The organism is Chryseobacterium sp. UF-81 (genome assembly GCF_058245105.1).
On the sequence record NZ_JBSIBX010000009.1, the window covers coordinates 37630 to 57759 of the forward strand.

General features: G+C 37.5%; 15 protein-coding genes. 10 read left to right on the forward strand and 5 right to left on the reverse strand.

Annotated elements, in window-relative coordinates:
* Positions 1-16 precede the first annotated feature (16 nt).
* The 6 genes from AC4IFE_RS13150 to recG all read left to right on the forward strand — a co-directional run bounded on the left by AC4IFE_RS13150 (position 17) and on the right by recG (position 8917).
* Complete coding sequence (locus tag AC4IFE_RS13150) at positions 17-1672, forward strand: peptide MFS transporter (RefSeq protein ID WP_490757639.1); 1656 nt, start codon at positions 17-19, stop codon at positions 1670-1672.
* A gap of 131 nt (positions 1673-1803) precedes the next feature.
* On the forward strand, positions 1804-3558 hold the full coding sequence (locus tag AC4IFE_RS13155) for a peptide MFS transporter (protein WP_490757640.1): 1755 nt from the start codon (positions 1804-1806) through the stop codon (positions 3556-3558).
* A gap of 57 nt (positions 3559-3615) precedes the next feature.
* Positions 3616-4650: a PDDEXK nuclease domain-containing protein gene (locus tag AC4IFE_RS13160; RefSeq protein ID WP_490757641.1), complete on the forward strand. Its 1035-nt coding sequence runs from the start codon at positions 3616-3618 to the stop codon at positions 4648-4650.
* Entirely contained in the window at positions 4631-6142 is a 1512-nt protein-coding gene (locus tag AC4IFE_RS13165) for a peptide MFS transporter (protein WP_490757642.1), read from the forward strand. The genes AC4IFE_RS13160 and AC4IFE_RS13165 overlap by 20 nt, the downstream gene beginning before the upstream one ends.
* 41 nt (positions 6143-6183) lie before the next feature.
* Positions 6184-6717, forward strand: a complete 534-nt coding sequence (locus tag AC4IFE_RS13170) for a thioredoxin family protein (RefSeq protein WP_490757643.1) — start codon at positions 6184-6186, stop codon at positions 6715-6717.
* 115 nt (positions 6718-6832) lie between these two features.
* Complete coding sequence (gene recG / locus AC4IFE_RS13175) at positions 6833-8917, forward strand: ATP-dependent DNA helicase RecG (protein ID WP_490757644.1); 2085 nt, start codon at positions 6833-6835, stop codon at positions 8915-8917.
* Between the two features lie 598 nt (positions 8918-9515).
* Here recG and AC4IFE_RS13180 read toward each other — a convergent pair.
* The 4 genes from AC4IFE_RS13180 to dapA all read right to left on the reverse strand — a co-directional run bounded on the left by AC4IFE_RS13180 (position 9516) and on the right by dapA (position 12359).
* The gene (locus tag AC4IFE_RS13180) at positions 9516-9962 is read right to left on the reverse strand and encodes a response regulator (RefSeq protein WP_490757645.1); all 447 of its coding nucleotides are present in this window, start codon (positions 9960-9962) and stop codon (positions 9516-9518) included.
* Positions 9955-10530 (reverse strand): helix-turn-helix domain-containing protein, encoded by a 576-nt coding sequence (locus AC4IFE_RS13185; protein WP_490757646.1) that lies wholly within the window; start codon positions 10528-10530, stop codon positions 9955-9957. Before AC4IFE_RS13185 ends, AC4IFE_RS13180 begins: the two co-directional genes overlap by 8 nt.
* Before the next feature lie 293 nt (positions 10531-10823).
* Positions 10824-11327: a GNAT family N-acetyltransferase gene (locus AC4IFE_RS13190; protein WP_490757647.1), complete on the reverse strand. Its 504-nt coding sequence runs from the start codon at positions 11325-11327 to the stop codon at positions 10824-10826.
* 159 nt (positions 11328-11486) lie between these two features.
* Positions 11487-12359 (reverse strand): 4-hydroxy-tetrahydrodipicolinate synthase, encoded by an 873-nt coding sequence (dapA, locus tag AC4IFE_RS13195; protein ID WP_490757648.1) that lies wholly within the window; start codon positions 12357-12359, stop codon positions 11487-11489.
* Positions 12360-12553: 194 nt separating this feature from the next.
* Between dapA and AC4IFE_RS13200 the strand changes: the two genes are divergently transcribed.
* From AC4IFE_RS13200 to recO, 4 genes are read left to right on the forward strand one after another with little or no spacing between them, the layout of a single operon-like run.
* Complete coding sequence (locus AC4IFE_RS13200; protein WP_490757649.1) at positions 12554-13312, forward strand: 5'-nucleotidase C-terminal domain-containing protein; 759 nt, start codon at positions 12554-12556, stop codon at positions 13310-13312.
* Positions 13312-14262 (forward strand): bifunctional metallophosphatase/5'-nucleotidase, encoded by a 951-nt coding sequence (locus tag AC4IFE_RS13205; protein ID WP_490757650.1) that lies wholly within the window; start codon positions 13312-13314, stop codon positions 14260-14262. Before AC4IFE_RS13200 ends, AC4IFE_RS13205 begins: the two co-directional genes overlap by 1 nt.
* Before the next feature lies 1 nt (position 14263).
* On the forward strand, positions 14264-16522 hold the full coding sequence (gene porZ / locus AC4IFE_RS13210; RefSeq protein ID WP_490757651.1) for a type IX secretion system anionic LPS delivery protein PorZ: 2259 nt from the start codon (positions 14264-14266) through the stop codon (positions 16520-16522).
* Complete coding sequence (recO, locus tag AC4IFE_RS13215) at positions 16522-17208, forward strand: DNA repair protein RecO (protein ID WP_490757652.1); 687 nt, start codon at positions 16522-16524, stop codon at positions 17206-17208. The genes porZ and recO overlap by 1 nt, the downstream gene beginning before the upstream one ends.
* A gap of 262 nt (positions 17209-17470) precedes the next feature.
* Here recO and AC4IFE_RS13220 read toward each other — a convergent pair whose 3' ends face one another.
* A complete protein-coding gene (locus AC4IFE_RS13220) occupies positions 17471-20128 on the reverse strand; it encodes an MGH1-like glycoside hydrolase domain-containing protein (RefSeq protein ID WP_490757653.1) in 2658 nt (885 codons plus the stop codon).
* Positions 20129-20130: the final 2 nt, after the last annotated feature.

Consider the following 20130-nt stretch of genomic DNA (forward strand, 5'->3'; position numbering starts at 1 on the left):
TTTGAAAATTGATTATATGAAGACTAAACATCCTAAAGGCCTGCCTTTCCTTTTCTTCACAGAAATGTGGGAACGTTTCGGGTATTATCTGATTCTTGGAATCTTTGTTCTTTATGTCATTGAGCCTACCGGATTGAAAGGAGGACTTGGGCTCCCGGACAAAACAGCTGATGATATTTTCGGAACATACATCGCCCTGACCTACTTAACACCGTTCCTTGGAGGATTTTTGGCTGACAGGATTTTAGGATATATCAAATCTATCTATCTGGGCGGAATTCTAATGGCTGCAGGATATATAGGAATGGGTGTCTTCAAAGAGCTGCCCCTTTTTTACGGTTCTCTGGCATTAATCATCATTGGAAATGGTTTTTTTAAGCCTACTATTTCTACCCTGTTAGGAAACCTGTATTCTGAGGAACCTTATAAAGCCAATAAAGATTCCGGATATAATATTTTCTATATGGGGATCAATATCGGAGCATTTATCTGTAATATTATTGCTGCTTTTATGCGTAATAAATTCGGATGGGGTGAAGCCTTCATCACTGCGGGAGTAGGAATGCTTGTTGGTCTTGTGATCTTTACCATCGGCAGAAAACACTATATCCATGCCGCACAGATGAAGCCCGGAGAGGAAGGAGATACCAAGCTTTCTGAAATTTTAATGAAAGTTTTTGTTCCGGCAATTGCTGTTGGGGCTATTGGATGGTTCATTCCCGGAAATATTTTCGGAAGCGACAGTACGGACGCCTTTATTTTTGCCTGTGTTCCTGTTATTTATTTTTATGCTTCACTATACTTTAAAGCTAAGCCGGAAGAGAAACCGTCAATCGGGGCCCTGCTCTCGGTATTTCTGATCAGCATGTTTTTCTGGGCAGTTTTCAAGCAAAACGGTACGGCTTTAACAAGATGGGCGAACTATTACACGGACAGAAGTGTTCCTGCTTCACTGGAAAAGCCTCTTGAGGATATTTATATGGTAGAGGGTAAAAGCTACGAAGATAAAGAGGTACCTGTTTATGATGAACAATTCAGGTCTCAAAAAGATGAAAATGGGAAACCTTTAAAAAAAATAGGAAAAGATATTTATTTCGAAAATATCTCTTCTGAGCAGCGTGCCGCTCTGGAAAGAAACCCGGAATCTAAAGTCTATCTATACAACACGGAATTGTTCCAGTCTATCAATCCATTCTGGGTAATTGCCCTAACACCTGTCATTGTAGGATTCTGGGCTTTATTAAGAAGAAAAGGAAAAGAACCGCTTACTCCTACAAAAATTGTTTTAGGATTATTTATTTCAGGATTATCATGTCTGGTTATGGTTATTGCCGTTATGGCTGGGGATAATGGAGCCGAAAAAGTTTCACCGTTATGGCTGGTAGCAGGATATGGAGTGATTACCATTGGGGAACTCTGCCTTTCTCCCATGGGTCTTTCTTTCGTATCTAAACTATCACCGGCAAGAATTACCGCTTTAATGATGGGAGGTTTCTTCCTGGCCAACTCAGTCGGCAATAAACTTTCAGGGATCCTGGCGAGTACGTGGTACAGTTACGATAACAAGATGAATTATTTCCTTGTCAACTTTGCTTTGTTAATATTTGCAACACTTTTAGGCCTTTCCATGTTAAAAAGACTAAACAAAATCATGAAGGAAAAAGGACACTAATCCTTATTTATCATAAAGAATATCAAGCTGCAGAATCACTCTGCAGCTTTTTTATTTAAATATAAAATTAAAACCTTGCCAAAAACTCAAAAAAAACTATATTTGTCAGTCTTAACAAAAATTAACATAGAATGGATAATATTGAAGCATTAAGTCCGAAACCGGATGAATTTGTAGAGAATAAGAATTCAAGGCATCCAAAAGGATTGTGGGTTCTTTTCGGAACAGAAATGTGGGAGCGTTTCAACTTTTATGGGATGAGAGCCCTTTTGACGCTCTTCATGGTAAATTCCTTATTGATAAAAGAAGCTGATGCGGCAATCATCTACGGTGGATTTTTAGCTTTATGTTATTTAACACCTCTTTTGGGAGGATTCATTGCGGATAAATACATAGGAAACAGAAATGCTATCTTAATTGGTGGTTCTTTAATGGCTATCGGCCAGTTCCTTCTTTTTATCAGCGCCTCTACTTTCTCTGCCGATCTGGGCAGTTCCAAAATGGTGATGTGGCTGGCGTTATTCGTTATCATTTTCGGTAATGGATTCTTCAAACCTAATATCTCCTCAATGGTGGGAAGTCTTTATCCTAAGCAGGAGAAATCCAAACTTGACTCTGCTTTTACCATTTTCTATATGGGGATCAACATCGGAGCATTCCTGGGACAGTTTATCTGCCCATATGTAGGAGATGTGAAAGATGCAACTACCGGAGTAAGAGATATTTTTGCTTTTAAATGGGGATTCTTAGCCGCATCAATTGCAATGATAATTGGAACCGTAACATTCTTTATCCTTAAAAATAAATATGTGGTAACTCCGGAAGGAAGACCTATCGGCGGGTTACCAAAGAACAATACAAGTGCAGACTTTGAAGAAGGTGAAACTCAGACCGCAAAATTCTCAGGAACATCTCTGGGTATTACCGGATTTTTATTTGTCGTTTTATTCTTTGCCTTCAGGTATCTGCTGGTAGGGGAATTCGGATTTAACGCTGTAGAAATGGGACAAATGATCAAAGGAATTATTTATCCTTTCATCTATGCGGCCGGTATTTCTCTGGCTTTCCTGATTATGAGTTCTGCAGAAAACAAAATTGAAAGACAGAGAATCTGGGTAATTTATATTGTATCCTTCTTTATCATTTTCTTCTGGGCCGCTTTCGAGCAGGCAGGATCTTCATTAACATTTATTGCTGATAACCAGACAGACAGAAACATTTTCGGTTGGAATATGCCTCCTTCCATGGTTCAGATCTTCAACGGTATCTTTGTAGTTCTATTAGCCGTTCCATTCAGTTTAACCTGGGATAAATTAAGAACAAAAGGAAGAGAGCCCGTTTCTCCGTTCAAGCAGGCAATGGGATTGGCGTTGATCGCTCTTTCTTACTTTATCATTGCACACAACGTAAAAGATCTTGGGAATTCAGGATTATTAGCCATCAAATGGCTAATGCTTCTTTATTTCATCCAGACTTGTGGTGAACTTTGTTTATCTCCAATTGGTCTTTCATTAGTGGGTAAACTTGCTCCAAAAAGATTTGCTTCGTTATTGTACGGTGTATTCTTTATTTCCAATGCTGCAGGGTATGCTTTAGCAGGTTCGTTAGGAGCTCTTATACCAGCTACAGGTGATAAGTTTAAAAAAGCCGAGGAAATAGGAGTAAACCTTCAGGATGTTCTGGACAAAAAAGTAACATTAACAGCTGAGCAGGCAGCAGCATTTGAGAAAGCTCAGTTACCATTACACAATCCTACATTTGCAGGATTTGAGATCCACAACCTATTCGAATTCTTTATGGTATTCGTGGTACTTTGTGGTATTGCAGCTGTTATTTTGGGGCTGATCTCTCCAATCTTAAAGAAAATGATGCACGGTGTAAAATAACCGCATCAATAAATACAACAAAACCTCTGCAAAGTCAGAGGTTTTTTTTATTTTCGTATGATGGAAATTTCCGAAGATTCTTTATTCCAGTCCGTAAAGGAAATTATTAGGCAGTCGCGCGAAAAAGTATTTCGGATTGCGAACTCTACTTTATTGCTTACCTACTGGCAAATAGGAAAACTGATCGTGGAAGATGAACAGCAGGGAAAAGAACGTGCTGAATACGGAAAACAAACGTTGAAAAATCTTTCTAAAAAACTTTCTCTGGAATTTGGGAAAGGGTTTGATGAGAGTAATTTAAGAAATATGCGCTCCTTTTACCAGACTTTTCCAAAATGTGACGCATTGCGTCACGAATTGAGCTGGACCCATTACAGATTACTCGTAAGACTGGATCATATTGGTAAAGTGAACTATTACATTAGTGAAACTATTCAGAATAACTGGAATTACAGGGATTTAAAAAGACAGATCAACTCACTTGCCTACGAAAGAGTTTTGGAACACAAGAAATCTCCCGAAGAAAACATCCACAGCTTATTAAAAGATCCTTATATATTTGAATTTTTAGGTTTAATAGCCGATCAAAAAATATCAGAAAAAGAAATTGAAACTGCCATCATTGATCATATTCAGAAATTCCTTCTCGAATTCGGGAAAGGATTTGCTTTTGTAGCCCGACAGCAGCATATTTCCACTGATACTTCAGACTTTTATATAGACCTCGTTTTTTACAATTATATTTTAAAATGCTTTGTCATTATCGACCTTAAGACCGGTGAACTATCTCATCAGGACATCGGGCAGATCGATATGTATGTGAGAATGTATGATGATTTGAAACGTGGCGAAGGTGATAATCCTACCATTGGAATTCTTCTCTGTTCAGAAAAAGATGAAACTATTGTAAAATATTCTGTTTTGAATGACAAAAACAATCTCTTTGCCAGCAAATATCTTCTTTACTTACCAAAAGAAGAAGAGTTAAAAGAAATCATAGACCAGGACAGAATCCGTTTTGAACTGGACCAAAACAACAATAAAACCCTAATTAAAACAATCATATACAATTATGAGCTTAACTCTAGATGAAATACAAAATTTCAAAGGAAAATACCCCAGACAGATCTGGAGCCTGTTTTTCTCTGAAATGTGGGAGCGTTTCTGTTTTTACGGAATGCGCGGAATGCTGGTTTTCTTTATGATCTCCCAGCTTAATTTCCATGAAAAAGAAGCTAACCTTCAATACGGTGCTACCCAGGCATTTGTGTATGCCTTTACCTTTGTAGGCGGCCTTTTTGCAGACAAAATTCTCGGATTCAGGAAATCTCTCTTTTGGGGCGGTCTTCTGATGATCGTTGGAAGTTTGATTCTGGCAACTGATCCCCACAAATTCTTTTTCTTAGGAATTGCATTCACTGTGGTAGGAACAGGGTTCTTCAAACCGAATATTTCATCTATGGTTGGACAGCTTTACAAACCTAATGATTCAAGAGCAGATGCAGGTTTTTCTCTTTTTTATGCGGGAATCAATCTGGGAGCTTTATTAGGTGGTTATTTATGTATTGCCATTGGTAAAGGAGAAATTTTGGGCGGCACTATTCCGGAAGCAATGAGATGGAATGTAGCTTTCGGCCTGGCTTCAGTAGTAATGGTCATAAGTCTTATCAACTTTATTTTCACCCAAAAAAGAATGGGAACAATAGGACTTCAGCCAGGACATCCTTTGGCAGAAGTAAAATCTGCTCCGATTCCGAAGTGGAAAGAATATGGAGTTTACGTATTATCTCTTATTTTCGTTCCGATTATCATGAAGATGGTTGCCAAAACGGAATATACAGATTATTTTATGTTGACTATCGGACCTTTGACACTGATCTATCTGTTCTATGAAATGTCAAAAGTAACCACATCAGAACGTAAAAAACTTTGGGCAGCTTTAGTTTTCATTATTTTCTCGATCCTGTTCTGGGGAATTTATGAGCAAAGTGGTGGTTCGTTAAGTATTTTTGCTGCCAAAAATCTGAATAAAGATCTTCTTGGATTAGATCCGAATGGAGTGAATAACTCAGGAGGAGCCTTTTTTATTATTTTCCTCGCACCGCTTATCGGACTTCTTTGGATATGGCTGAATAAAAGAAAGATTGAACCCAATACCATCGTTAAATTCGGTTTAGGATTTATTTTCCTGGGTATTGGATATTATGTTTTATTCGCAACCAGACTGTTTGCTGACCTTCAGGGAATAACATCGTTGAATTTCTTCACACTGGCATTATTGATTATCACTCTCGGTGAACTATGCCTTTCTCCGATAGGACTGTCTATTATGACCAAGCTTTCCACCAAAAACCTACAGGGAATGATGATGGGAATGTGGTTCCTGGCTTCGGCTTACGGACAGTACGTTGCCGGAATTATTGGTGCCGGACTTGCTACAGCAAAAGAAGGGTCTACCAACTATGATGCTTTGATCACTTATACTGATGGATATAAACAATTGGGATTATACGCGGTAATTGCCGGTGTGGTATTAATTTTGATATCTCCGTTCGTAAAAAAATTAATGCAGGATGTAAAATAAAGTAAGCAAGATTATGCTTATTTTTACGTAAATATCAAATTATGAAAAAAATTATAAGCATAATACTCTTATTTTTGGTAAGTTTCAGTTTTGCCCAGGTAAAATGGATGACTATTGAAGAAGCCTTAAAAGCGCAGAAGGAAAATCCAAAGAAAATCCTGATCGATTTTTATGCTGACTGGTGTGGACCATGCAAAATCATGGATAAAAAAACATACGGTCACGATATTATTATACAAATCTTAAATGAAAATTTCTATCCTGTAAAATTTAATGCAGAAGAAAAAAAGTCTATTGATGTTTTCGGAAGAACATTTTCCAATGATAATACTGAGCATAAAAAAGGCAGAAATTCTTTGCACGAATTCACCCAATATATGAACGTTGGTGCTGTTCCAAGTACTGTATTCCTTGATGAGAAAGGTGGCCCCATTACTATTCTTCAGGGAGAACTGTCAGCCAAAGAGCTTGAACCCTATTTAGAATTTATTTCGAAAGACCTCTTCAAAAAGATCCGTACCCGGGAACAATGGGAAGATTACCAGAAAAAATTTAAATCCAAAATCAAAGATTAACCATACAGCGGCTTTCAAAAATTGAGAGCCGCTTTTTTTGATTTTAAGCTCAATATTTTCGGTCAAAAATTTTAATCTTAAGCCTATTTTACCGAAATTAGGGCTCATTTTTAAAATGACTTTAGATACTTCTATAGAATATGTAAAAGGCATAGGTCCCGAAAGAGCCAAACTCATCAAGAATGTGTTGGGCCTGTCAACCGTTGATGACCTTCTGAACTTCTACCCTATCCGATATCTGGATAAAAGTAAAGTATTTAAAATTTCTCAACTCGAGGAAAGCAGTATTGAGTTACAACTTAAAGGAAGAATCACACAGGTACAGGAAATTCAGACCGGGAAGGTAAAAAGACTTTCTGCAAAATTCAATGATGATACCGGAACGATGGATCTGGTATGGTTTCAGTATTCAAAATGGCTGAAAGAACAGATTCCGATCAACCGTGAAGTTTATATTTTCGGAAAGATCAATGTTTTTAATCGTCAGTTCTCCATGCCTCATCCCGAAATTGAAGCTGTGGAAAATAAAGAAAGCGACACCCGCCTGAAACCTATTTATCCAAGCTCTGAAAAACTGACTAAAAGAGGTTTGAATCAAAGGTTTTTCCAGGTTGTCTTAAGGAATATCTGCAAAGAGATCCCCAATCTGATTGAAGAAAACTTCCCTGATTATATGATGAAAGCATTTAAGTTTTTATCAAGGCAGCATACTTTTTTAAACATTCATTTCCCAAAGGATATGAAGCATTTTGAAAAAGCTGATAACAGGCTGAAGTTTGAAGAGTCCTTTTTTTTTCAGCTGGGATACGCCCTGAAAAAGCTTCATCATAAAACCCATTCACCAGGAAACCCTTTTCCTATCGTAGGTAACCACTTTAATGATTTTTATAATCACCATATTCCTTTTGATCTTACTAATGCACAGAAGAGGGTTTTAAAAGAAATCCGCTTAGATATGAAAAGACCTATCCAGATGAACAGGCTTCTTCAGGGTGATGTAGGATCCGGAAAAACAATGGTTGCCCTGCTTACCATGCTAATCGCTATGGACAATGGGTTTCAGAGCTGTATAATGGCTCCTACAGAAATTCTGGCACAACAGCATTATAACGGCATCAAAGATCTTTTGGAAGCCACGGATATCAACGTCCGTCTGCTTACAGGTTCCAGCAAAACCTCGGAAAGAAAAATCATTCACGAAGAACTGGACAACGGAACACTGTCTATATTGGTAGGAACGCACGCGGTTCTGGAAGATAAAGTTAAATTTAAAAACCTTGGACTGGCTATCATTGATGAGCAACATAGATTTGGTGTGGCGCAAAGGGCAAAATTATGGGCTAAAAATAAAATTCCCCCACATATTCTGGTAATGACCGCCACCCCTATTCCAAGGACGCTGGCGATGAGTTTTTACTCTGATCTGGATGTCTCTGTGATCGATGAAATGCCGGTAGGGAGAAAACCTATCATTACCGCACACAGAAGGGAAAAAGACAGAACGTATGTATATAATTTCTGCAGAGATGAGATTAAAAAAGGCAGACAGGTTTATTTTGTGTATCCGCTGATTGAGGAATCGGAAACTTTGGATTATAAAAATCTGATGGAAGGGCTCGATCATGTGATGAATGCATTCCCCGATTACAATACCACAATGCTGCACGGGAAAATGAAACCTGCTGAAAAAGATATCGCCATGAATTATTTTGCCTCGGGTAAAGCTGAGATTATGGTAGCTACCACCGTGATTGAGGTGGGCGTTAATGTTCCCAATGCTTCTGTAATGGTGATTGAAAGTTCAGAAAGATTCGGGCTTTCCCAGCTTCACCAGCTTCGGGGGCGTGTTGGAAGAGGAGCAGAACAGAGCTACTGTATTCTTATGACCTCTGATAAATTATCGAAGGAAAGCAGAACCCGCATCAAGACGATGACGGAAACCAATGACGGATTCAAGATTTCTGAAGTGGATATGCAGCTAAGAGGTCCCGGAGATATCCTGGGAACACAGCAGAGCGGCGTTGTAGATTTTAAAAGACTTGATCTTGTGAATGATTCCGCCATTATAAAAACCACAAAAAATACGGTTGATAAAATCCTGGAGGCAGATCCACATCTGACAAATCCGGACAACCTGATTATCAAAAATTATTACCTGAAACACTACAGGGGAAAGAATAAGTGGAGCAAAATTTCATAAAAAAACCGCGAAAAGAAAATCTCCCCGCGGCCCCCTTATAAAACTGTTATTTAGAAGAAATTACTTTTAGTCTGTTTAAAAAATTTATTTTAATAGCAAGAACTAATATCTTATGATTTGGTTTGAAAATATTTATATGTATTTAAATTCTCAGTCCTGACTATTAAAATAAATTAAAAAAACAAAATGAATTATTTTTCCAACTTGCTTATTATAAAAACTAACTGTTTCAAGTTGAAGGAGTGGGAATGAAACGAATAAATACCCTTCAACTCTCTTAAGTTTTCATGATTGTACCGTTTTGTTTAAAGATCTTCTATGCTTTATAGCTGGAAATAAACATAATTCATTTTGTTAAACTAACATTGTGACTTATATCTTACTTTCTAAATGAAATAATCTATTTTCTACCATCCATTGCTTTTTTATATAGCTAATTTGTGTTCCAAAGTTTACATTTACAAAATTGATGATATTGCGTGGATTTCTTATTATATTATTTTAATTATTAATTATACAATTTTCACTTTTATGTGAATAGTATGCGCTGAATATTATAATTTAATTAAAAAAATTAACATCATAAAACCATTATCCATCATACTTTCATAATAAAATTATCTTTGTTCAGGCCTGAAGAATGATACTGCCAGTTTATGGTAATAATTTCTGTAAGCGATTTTTTAAGGCCCTCATAAGTCTCAGGTTTTTTCATAAAAATATTACCTCCGTTAACGAATATTTCTTCTGTTTCGTTTTCGGAAATCTGGCTGGCGTATACTGTAATTACGATGTTGCTGAATCCAGGATTTATTCTAATTTCTCTCAGGCATTCCATACAGCTTTTTCCCGGAATATCATACTTAATGAATATTATTTCAGGAATAATTGCACCACTGCTGCTCAAATATTTCATAAGATCATCTCCGTCGGAGAAACACTGCGATTTTACTCCTATCTTTAAATCTTTGAAAATATTTTTAAAGAATATAATATTACCCTCGTCATCATCTACTGTGATTACATTCAGATATTCTTTATTCATACAGCATTTTTGAATTTATACTCTGGTTTTTTCTTCTTTTTATAATGATTTTATGAAACTGAGAAGGCGTGATACCTGTTGTATTTTTGAACTGGGTGCTCAAATGGGCCACACTTGAATAATTCAGTTTGTGGGCAATCTCTGTCAGGCTCTGCTTATTATTCAGAATTAGTTCCTTGGCATACTCAATTTTCTGAAGAATAATGAAGTTTTCTATAGAGGTATAAGCAACCTCAGAAAAAAGATTGGAAAGATATCCATAACTGTGGTTCAGTTTTTCAGCAATATAAATGGATGCTTTAACGGGAACAGCGTTTTCAGAGAAAACAAGTTCTACGATGGCATCTTTTATTTTCTGTACCAAAGCCGTCTTCTGGCTTTCAATAATCTCTATGCCGTAATCTTCAAGATTCTTCTTAAAAAGATTATGCTGCTCCTGGGTAATGGGTTCATAGAACTCCACTTCACCAAAGTTCAGCAGGCGGTATTTCAGCCCGTGCTCTTTTAGCTTCTCATCCAATACTTTCTTGCAGAGAGCATTGAAATCAAATTTTACATACATTTTCATCCTGATATAAGTGTGTTAGATTTCGAAGTAAATATAATAATTTATTTCATTTAAAAGTGAAATAGACTGTGAATTTTTTATTACAATATATAATAAAGAAAAAACTCCTGCATATTGAATACAGGAATTAAACACTAAGGATGAAAAAAATATACTGATAAAAAGCTGCAAAGCTCAAAACCAAGCATATGAATGTATTATTGAAAGTGATTTGGTTCTGATACAAAGATGGCGCAAAAAGAAACATCACTTGTTATAGAATTAAAATTAAATGTTACAAAATTTTAAGTCAATTATTTGTGAATTAAGAACTCCATAAGGTAATCGTCCATTACATATCCGCCCCCGATATCAAAGATTCCTTCATCATAAATCTTGTATCCCTGGGATTCATAGAAGTTTCGGGCTGCGTTATGTTTATTGACATTCAAAATAATTCGCTGATCACCGCTCTCGGAAACTTTGCCGTTCAAAAACTGAAGCGCTTTTTTACCAAAACCTTTGCCTTTGCTTTCAGGAACCAAGTAAATCCTGTGCAGTTTTGTAGTTCCCTCTTCATAATGATGCTGGAATCCGATAAAGCCTTCATAAGAGCTGTTATTCTCATCCTGAATTATATAATAATGGTAATCGGGATTCTGCAAATGACTCCCAATTTCAGCTTCAGAGTACATCTCTGAAAGCATATATTCCATCTGCTCACCGGAGAGTATATCTGCATAAGCGTTTTCCCAGGATCTTCTCGCCAGATCCTGAATAAGAGGAATATCTTTTTCTGTTGCTGCTGTTAATTTCATAATTTTTATGATTAAAAAAAGTGAAAAGCCGGAACTTTTCACCTGTTATTTTATTGTAAATGGCCAATGGTGAATGGTCAATTTTGCTTCGCAGGTAAATGATTAATTTTCAACCGTACATTTAAAAATTCACCATTGACTATTCACTATTCACATCTTTTAAATTCTCGCCATTTCAGTTTTTATTTTCGTGTAAAGCCCTTCTGAAGCAGGGACTAAAGGAAGTCTCAGATAGTTTTTAATAATTCCTTTTTCTGTAAGGACCACTTTGATCCCGCAAGGATTTCCTTCTGCAAAAATCAGTCGGGTGATCTCTACCAGTTTATTGTGAATTTCATAGGCCTCTTTCACTTTTCCTTCAAAAGCAAGCTGAACCATGGTAGAAAATTCTTTCGGATACCCCTGCCCTATTACAGAGATCACGCCATCTCCTCCTGCTAAGGTTACAGGAAGCGTATATTCATCATCGCCGGAAACCAGGGAAAATCCTTCAGATTTTTTTCTCAAAATATCAAAATACTGAAGAATATTGGGTGCCGCTTCTTTGATCATGAATAGGTTTGGAAATTCATTGGCCAGACGAATAGTGGTTTCAGCCTCAACATTCTGACCTGTTCTTGACGGAACATTGTAAATAATAATATTCTTCCCGGTGGATGCCAACATTTTATAGTGCTGGTAAAGACCTTCCTGGTTAGGTTTATTGTAATATGGAGATACAGAAAGTACTGCATCAAATGCAGAAAGATCTGCTTCTTCAATCTGTTTCTTTACTTCAAGAGTATTATTTCCGCCAATTCCCAAAACCAGGGGAAGGCGTTTATTATTAACCTTAATGATATGCTCAATTACCTGTTTCTTCTCCTCTTCAGAAAGTGTTGCAGCTTCTGCTGTAGTTCCCAAAACAACTAAATAATTGGTTCCGTTTTCAATATTATACTCAACAAGTTTCGTTAAGCTATCGAAATCAACGGATAAATCTTCATTAAAGGGCGTTACCAACGCAACACCTACTCCTTTTAAAATGCTCATCTGTTAGAATTATTTTTTTCAAATTTAATAATTTACGATAAGAATTTATAATAAATAATAATGTTTTATTATACATATAATTATATTTGCATATACTAAAAGATATTATGGCATCGCTATGAGCTAAGTTGTTTACAAAAAACACTGTCATTACCGGCGATTACATAAGACCTTTAAAAAATAATTTGCAACATATGAAAAATAAATTCTTGTTACTAGGAATTGCTCTGGCCACACTTACTGCCTGCAAAACAGCTTCTACACTGCAGTTGGCACAAGTTCAGCCTCAGAAAAATATTTCTATTAATAATGAGCTGAAGAATGATGAGGAGTTTGTAAAAGTTATTGAACCTTATAAGCAAAAACTGGATAAGGAGATGAACCAAAAGATCTCCCACACCAGCATAGATCTTACGAAGCAGGGAGACAACAGCAATCTGGGTAATCTTTTAGCGGACTATACCTTTGACGGAGCTGATGCATGGACGAAAAAGAATCTTAATAAAAGTGTAGATGCTGCCCTGATCAACATTGGTGGAATACGTACAACTATTGGAAAAGGGGATATCCTTCTGAAAAGTGTTTTTGAAGTAATGCCTTTTGAAAATGAGGTGATCATCGTAAAAATGAAAGGATCAGATCTGCAGGGACTTTTTGATTATTATGCAAAAACTCAGGTCAACAATCCTGTTTCTCACTTATATATTGAAACCAATAACGGACAGCTTGTCAAATCTCAGATCAATGGAAAGCCAGTAAATCCCGATCAGGATTATTATATTGCTACTTCAGATTATCTGGCGCTTGGCGGAGACAATATGAAGTTCTTTTCCAAAGGGGAATCTATTTCCACAGGAATCAGGTTAAGGGATCTTTTCATTGAATATTTCAGGAAAACATCTGAAGTAGTTCCGAATACAGATGTTCGTTTAAATTTTACCGGTAAGCAATAATGGATAGAAAAAGTTTTTTAAAAGTAATAGGTAGCGGATCTTTAGCAGCAGCTTTAGCTCCCAATATGATGATGGCAGAAGAATTGAAATTCAATCCTTTTAAATCTGAAAATAAACTCACCATTCTTCATACCAATGACCAGCACAGCAGAATAGAACCTTTTGATGCAAGCTATACGAAGAATCCCAATCAGGGCGGATTTGCAAGAAGGGCAAGCCTGATACAGCAGATCAGGAGCCAGGAAAGCAATGTTCTTCTTCTGGACTCGGGTGATATTTTTCAGGGAACTCCTTATTTTAATTTTTTTGGAGGCGAACTGGAATTTAAGCTGATGTCTATGATGAAGTATGATGCTTCTACCATGGGAAATCATGATTTTGACAATAGCCTGGACGGTTTCCTGAAAGTTCTTCCTAATGCGAAATTTCCATTCATCTGTTCAAACTATGATTTTAAAAATACAGTTCTGGATGGAAAGACCTCACAGTATAAGATTTTTAATAAAAATGGAATAAAAGTCGGAATTTTCGGAGTAGGTATTCAGCTGGACGGCCTTGTGGGCAAGAAGCAGTATAGTGAAACCGTATATTCTGATCCTGTAGATGTGGCACAACATTACTCCAATTTCCTGAAAAACGAACAAAAATGTGATCTTGTGATCTGCCTTTCTCATATCGGCTATGATTATAAAGATGAACCCAATAAAGTAAGCGACAAAATTCTGGCTGCCAAAACAGAAAATATTGATATCATCCTGGGTGGGCATACCCATACTTTTTTACCTGAACCGCAGACTTTTACCAACAGACAGGGTAAAAATGTTCTGGTGAATCAGGTAGGCTGGGCAGGTCTTCTTCTTGGCAGAATAGACTTTTACTTTGATGCAAATAAAAATGTAAAGCATATTTCCTGGAACAACCAGATCATAGACAGCAGCATAACCGTATAATATGAAAAAACTCTCTTTAATCTCTCTTGGTATTTTAACATCCCTGCAGTTTTTGAATGCGCAGGTGATTTCGTCCAAAAAATGGACGGATCTTTTTTCCTACAACAATGTCCTGGCCATGAAGGAAGACAATGGAAAAATAATTGCCGCTACTGAAAACGGGATATTTTATTATACCATTTCAACCGGAGAGATTACCAAGCTGTCTAAGGCTAACGGTCTCCATGACGTTAATATATCCGCCTTCGATTATAATCCACAAACTAAAACAGGTGTAATAGGATATGCAAACGGTTCCATGGATGTTGTTACCCCGCAGGAGATCAAATATATTGTGGATATTCCTATTGCAACCGGCTATAACGGAAGCAAAAGAATCAATCATATTTCTATTACAGGAGATCAGGCTGTAGTGTCTGTAGGCTATGGAGTTTCTATATTTAATATTAATAAAAAAGAATTCGGGGATTCTGCATTCTTTGTAACTGGTGGCGTATATGAAGCCAGCAACGAAGCAACCCTATTTGGAAATAAAGTATATTCTGTGACCAATACCGGCCTTAAAAGCCATGAGATGAACACTACATTTCCGGTATTCTCTACCTGGTCAACAGAAATTCCAGGATCATATAAACATATCGACGCGGAATCTTTACTTGTATTCTCATCTGCCACCTCAGCATTTATCTACAATAACGGTACGGGCACCCCGCTTCCGGCGAGTTTCGGAAATATTCAGGATATTGTTATCAATTCAAGCAACATTATAGTAACGGACAGCAGAATTTATACATTCGGACTGAACGGAGTATCTTTAGGCGCTGTAAGTATGGGGGAAGATTGCAACACAGCCATAACGGCCAACGGAAAGGTATATGGCGGAACAATACTGTCCGGAATAAAGGAAGAAAGTGGTACGACCTATAAACCATCAGGCCCTTATTCAAACTCCTCATACAAGATCAATCTGTATGACAATAATCAAATGCTGGTATCGTCCGGAGCAAGACTGAACAGATACAATCAGCCAGGAGATAATCCTAAAAAGCCCGGATTTTATTATTTTAACGGATCAGAGTGGCTTCGATCTTCTTTTTTCTCAACAACTTCCGCTCCAATCAATGTATTGGATGCTGTGTTCAACCCGGCTAATAACAATGAGGTATTTTTTACGAATTATACAACTACTGCCCAGGGAGTTTATAAAATGAAATACAATGCCAGCAGTAAAGATTTTGATTTTGTAAAACGCTATGATCTGGGATCTCCGGGTGATTTCTCACACCGTCCCGTAGGTTTCGCCACAGATCCGCAAAATAATCTTTTTGTTTCTTTTGGTTTCAATTATGGAAGTCCGTCCATTGGAATCTATGACAGGGGAACAGATGATTTTGTGATAAAAAAATTCGGAATAACAAGTGATGGTGTACAAACTCCTGTTTATTATGAAAATATGCTGTGGATCCCAACCCCGAGAAGCAATAATTTTATAGTTTACGATTATAAAAACGCGACCAATCTTTCTGATGACACTGATTACATATTACAAGATACCAACGGATTCGCAGGAAATGCAAGAGGAAGCTTATCAGTAGCTTTTAGTAAATCAGGGGATGCCTGGATCGGCACCGACAGCGGCTTAAGAATATTACCCAATGCCGCTGCAGCAATAAAAAATCCGGATCCGAAAGTGGAACCGATCATTATAGAACAAGGCGGACTTGGAGAAGAACTTTTCAGAGATGCCCAAATACAGCAGATAGAAGTAGATGCCGGGGATTATAAATGGATTTCCATAGACGGTGGTGGTGTATATTACCTTTCTTCCGACGGACAGCAGACTATAAAGCATTTTACAAAAGAAAACTCTCCTCTTCCCACCAATTCCGTTACCGATATAAAGGTAGACAGAAAAACAGGAAAGGTGTATTTTGTAACATTTAACGGTATTGTAGCTTATCAGGGAGATGTAGCAGATGTAACGGCCAACTTCGGAAATGTAGTGGTGTATCCTAATCCTGTAGTATATTCAAACTTTAAAGGGAAAGTTACCATTAAAGGGCTTGCAGAAAAAACAAATATCAGAATTGCTGATGCGGCAGGAAATGTAATACATTCTGCGGTAGCCAGAGGAGGTTATTATGAATGGGACCTTAACAACATGAAAGGGAACAGAGTAGCTTCAGGTATTTATTTTGTACTGATGACCAATGAAGACGGTTCGGATAAAGCTACTGCAAAAATAGCTGTGGTTAATTAATGAATTCACAAAACGGATTTTTATTATCATTCATAAAATACGGCGAAAATGATGCAGTTCTGCATTGTTTTACAGAAGACGAAGGCTTTCAGACCTATTTTGTAAAGGGGATCTATTCCAAAAGAAATAAAAAGAAAGCCCTGCTTCAGCCTTTGAGTATGCTCAGCTTTACCATTAATCCGGCAAGAGGTAACGGAATTCCTTCGGTCTCAAGATTTGAGCTGGTAAAGAACCACGATATGTATATGGATATCAAAGCCAATACGGTCATATTCTTCATCTCCGATTTCCTGAATCAGGTTCTAAGGCACGAAAATAAAAACCAAAATCTCTTTTTCAGTATCGATGAATTTGTCAATGAGCTGGCAGGCAAAAATTATCAGTGCCATCTGCTTTTTTTAGTTATGGTATTAAAAATTCAGGGGGTAGCTCCTCTGATCAATGAGGGGCAATATTTAGATCCCGAAACCGGAACATTCTCTGTAACTCTATCTCACCAGTTGTTTACCGAAGAAATATCAGCCATCTGGAAAGCAGCCATGCGCTCAGAAAATCTTTATGCAACAAAGATACATTCCTCATTAAGAAAAGATTTTTTGGATAGCCTTCTGGTCTATTACCATTATCATATTACGGACTTTAAAATACCAGCATCGCTGGAAGTTATTCAGCAGATCTTTGAATAGTTTTAGGTAAGGACGTTTAAAGCTCCGGAACAAGGAAGTTATTGAGGTATGAAAAAGAATTAAAGCACAGTTTTATTAATTTTTATGCTGTAAAAACATCATCGCAAAGTTTCGACGAGTATCCTTGTCAAGGTTTAAAACCTTGACAAGGATACTGAACAATTTTCATTGTAATTTTAGAGTATATTCCATCAAGTGTATAGCCGAGAGAGAAATTAAAAGCCTAAAAGTAGCCCACAACTTCCCTCTTCTAACTCTACTATTATCCCTTTACCTCCCCAGGCATTTCCGTTTCGGATTCTGCTATTTCTTTTTTGGAGAATCTTGGCTGCAGAATTTTTGCAATAAGACCTGTCCATCCTGTTTGATGGGAAGCCCCTACTCCCCTCCCGTTATCCCCATGAAAGTATTCGTAGAATAAAATATAATTTTTAAAATCCGGATCAGTCTGAAATCTTTCATACTGGCCATTTACCGGACGTTTTCCGTTTTCATCCATTAAAAAGATTTTGGACAGTCTTTTACTTAAAGAATCTGCAATCTGATCCAGATTTGAATAATTTCCGCTTCCGGTAGGATATTCGACCAGAAAATCCGGGCTGTAATAAAAGAAAAACCGCTGAAGACTCTCAATAATCAGAAAATTGATGGGAAACCATATCGGTCCGCGCCAATTGCTGTTTCCGCCAAAAAGACTGCTGTCGCTTTCCGCAGGAGTATATTTTACACAATAATCAGCTCCGTTCAAATTCAAGGTATACGGATTCTGCTCATATTCTTTTGACAATGCCCGCACTCCATATTCACTTAAAAACTCTTCAGGATTAAGCAGCCTTTTCAGCAGCCTTTTTAATCGATGGCCACGCAGCAGCGACAGAAGATGCTTGGAATCCTGCCCCTTCACTTCCCATCTTGACACCAGGGAAGCCAGCTCCGGCTTATTTTCAAGAACCCACTTCATTCTTTTTTTGAAATTGGGCAGATTTTCGATCATTTCATCATCTATTACCTCTACGGCAAACATGGGTATTAATCCTACAATAGTCCTTAGTCTTAAATACATATGATTTCCGTCGCTGGAAGAAATAGCATCATAGAAAAATTCATCTTCCTGGTCCCAAAGGCTGAAATTCTCTTCCCCCATATTATCCAGTGAATTGGCAATGGAAAGGAAATGTTCAAAAAACTTCATCGCCATTTCTTCATACACCTTGTTGTACAGAGCCAGCTCAAGAGCAATTCTCATCATATTCAGGGCAAACATGGCCATCCAGCTTGTCCCGTCCGACTGTTCCAGCTGTTCACCGTTCGGAAGGGTTGTATTCCGGTCAAAAACACCAATATTATCAAGTCCTAAGAAGCCTCCCTCAAAAATATTATTGCCATTATTGTCTTTCTTATTGACCCACCATGTAAAATTCATCAACAGCTTCTGAAATGCACTTTCCAGAAATTCAATATCCGGTTTTCCCTTGATGTATTCATCAATTTTAAAAACCCTGAACACAGCCCATGCATGAACCGGGGGATTCACATCACTGAAATTCCATTCATAAGCAGGAAGCTGCCCATTAGGATGCATATACCATTCGAACAGGAAAAGTTTCAGCTGGTGCTTGGCAAAGTCCGGGTCGATTAACGAAAAACTGATGGTGTGAAATGCCAGATCCCATGTTGCATACCAGGGATATTCCCATTTATCGGGCATAGAAATAATATGTTCGTTATTGAGGTGCTTCCAGTCGTAATTCCTGATCTTTTCCCGGGATTTGGCTGGCGGCATTTCTGCAGGATCTCCTTTCAGCCATTTTTCGACATTGTAATGATAAAACATTTTGTTCCAGAGCATTCCCGCAAATGCCTGCCTCTGTACAAGTTTTTCATCCTCCGACTCTATTCCTTTCTGAATTTCAGCATAAAATTCATCTGCTTCTTTTTTCCTCAGATCAAAAATTTTATTAAAATCAGCAAATGCATCTTTTAAGTCCTTATCCGTCATTCTGAATTCAAAAATTCTTGATTCTCCGGCTTGCAGTATTTGATCAAGAAAAAAAGAGGCTTTAGTTCCTGTACACTGTGGATTTACAGCCTGCGAATTCCCGTTAATGACAAATTCATTGATCCCGTCTTTGCAGTATTTTGATTCGTTGGCCGACTGATAAAGTTTTTCGGTATTGGTTTCATTATCACAGAACAAGGTCTTCAGAGACTGCCTGGCATATATATTTTTGATTTCAATATTTTTGTGGTTGATGGCAATATGCTGCGCATCTTCGCTTTCAAGTTGCGGCTTATAGTTATCATAACCCCATTTCCATGTATTCCTGAACCAAACTGTCGGCAGTATAACAATGGGAGCTTCGTTTTTAGATTTGTTGACTACTGTAAGCTTAACCAGAATATCATGCTCGCTTTCTTTGGCATATTCAATAAAAAGATCAAAATATTCGTTCCCATCAAAAATTCCTGTATCGATCAGTTCATATTCAGGCTCTTTTTTATTTCTTTCTGCATTGGTTTTTAAAAGATCTTCGTAAGGAAAAGCATTCTGCGGATACTTGTACAGCATTTTCATATAAGAATGGGTGGGTGTGGAATCCAGATAGTAAAAATATTCCTTTACATCTTCTCCATGATTTCCCTGTCCATTGGTAAGTCCAAAGAAACGCTCTTTTATTATTCTATCTTTCTTATTCCAGAATCCTATGGAAAAAACCAGTTGCTGAAGATCATCACAGATCCCACAAATCCCTTCTTCACCCCATCGGTAGCTTTGGGCTTCCGCAGTATCATGAGTCGTATAATTCCATGCATCACCACTTTCGCTGTAATCTTCACGTACTAATCCCCATTCGCGGTTGCTGACATAGGGCCCCCATTTTTTCCATGCAAGATCTGAAAGTCTTTGTTTTTCTGACATGT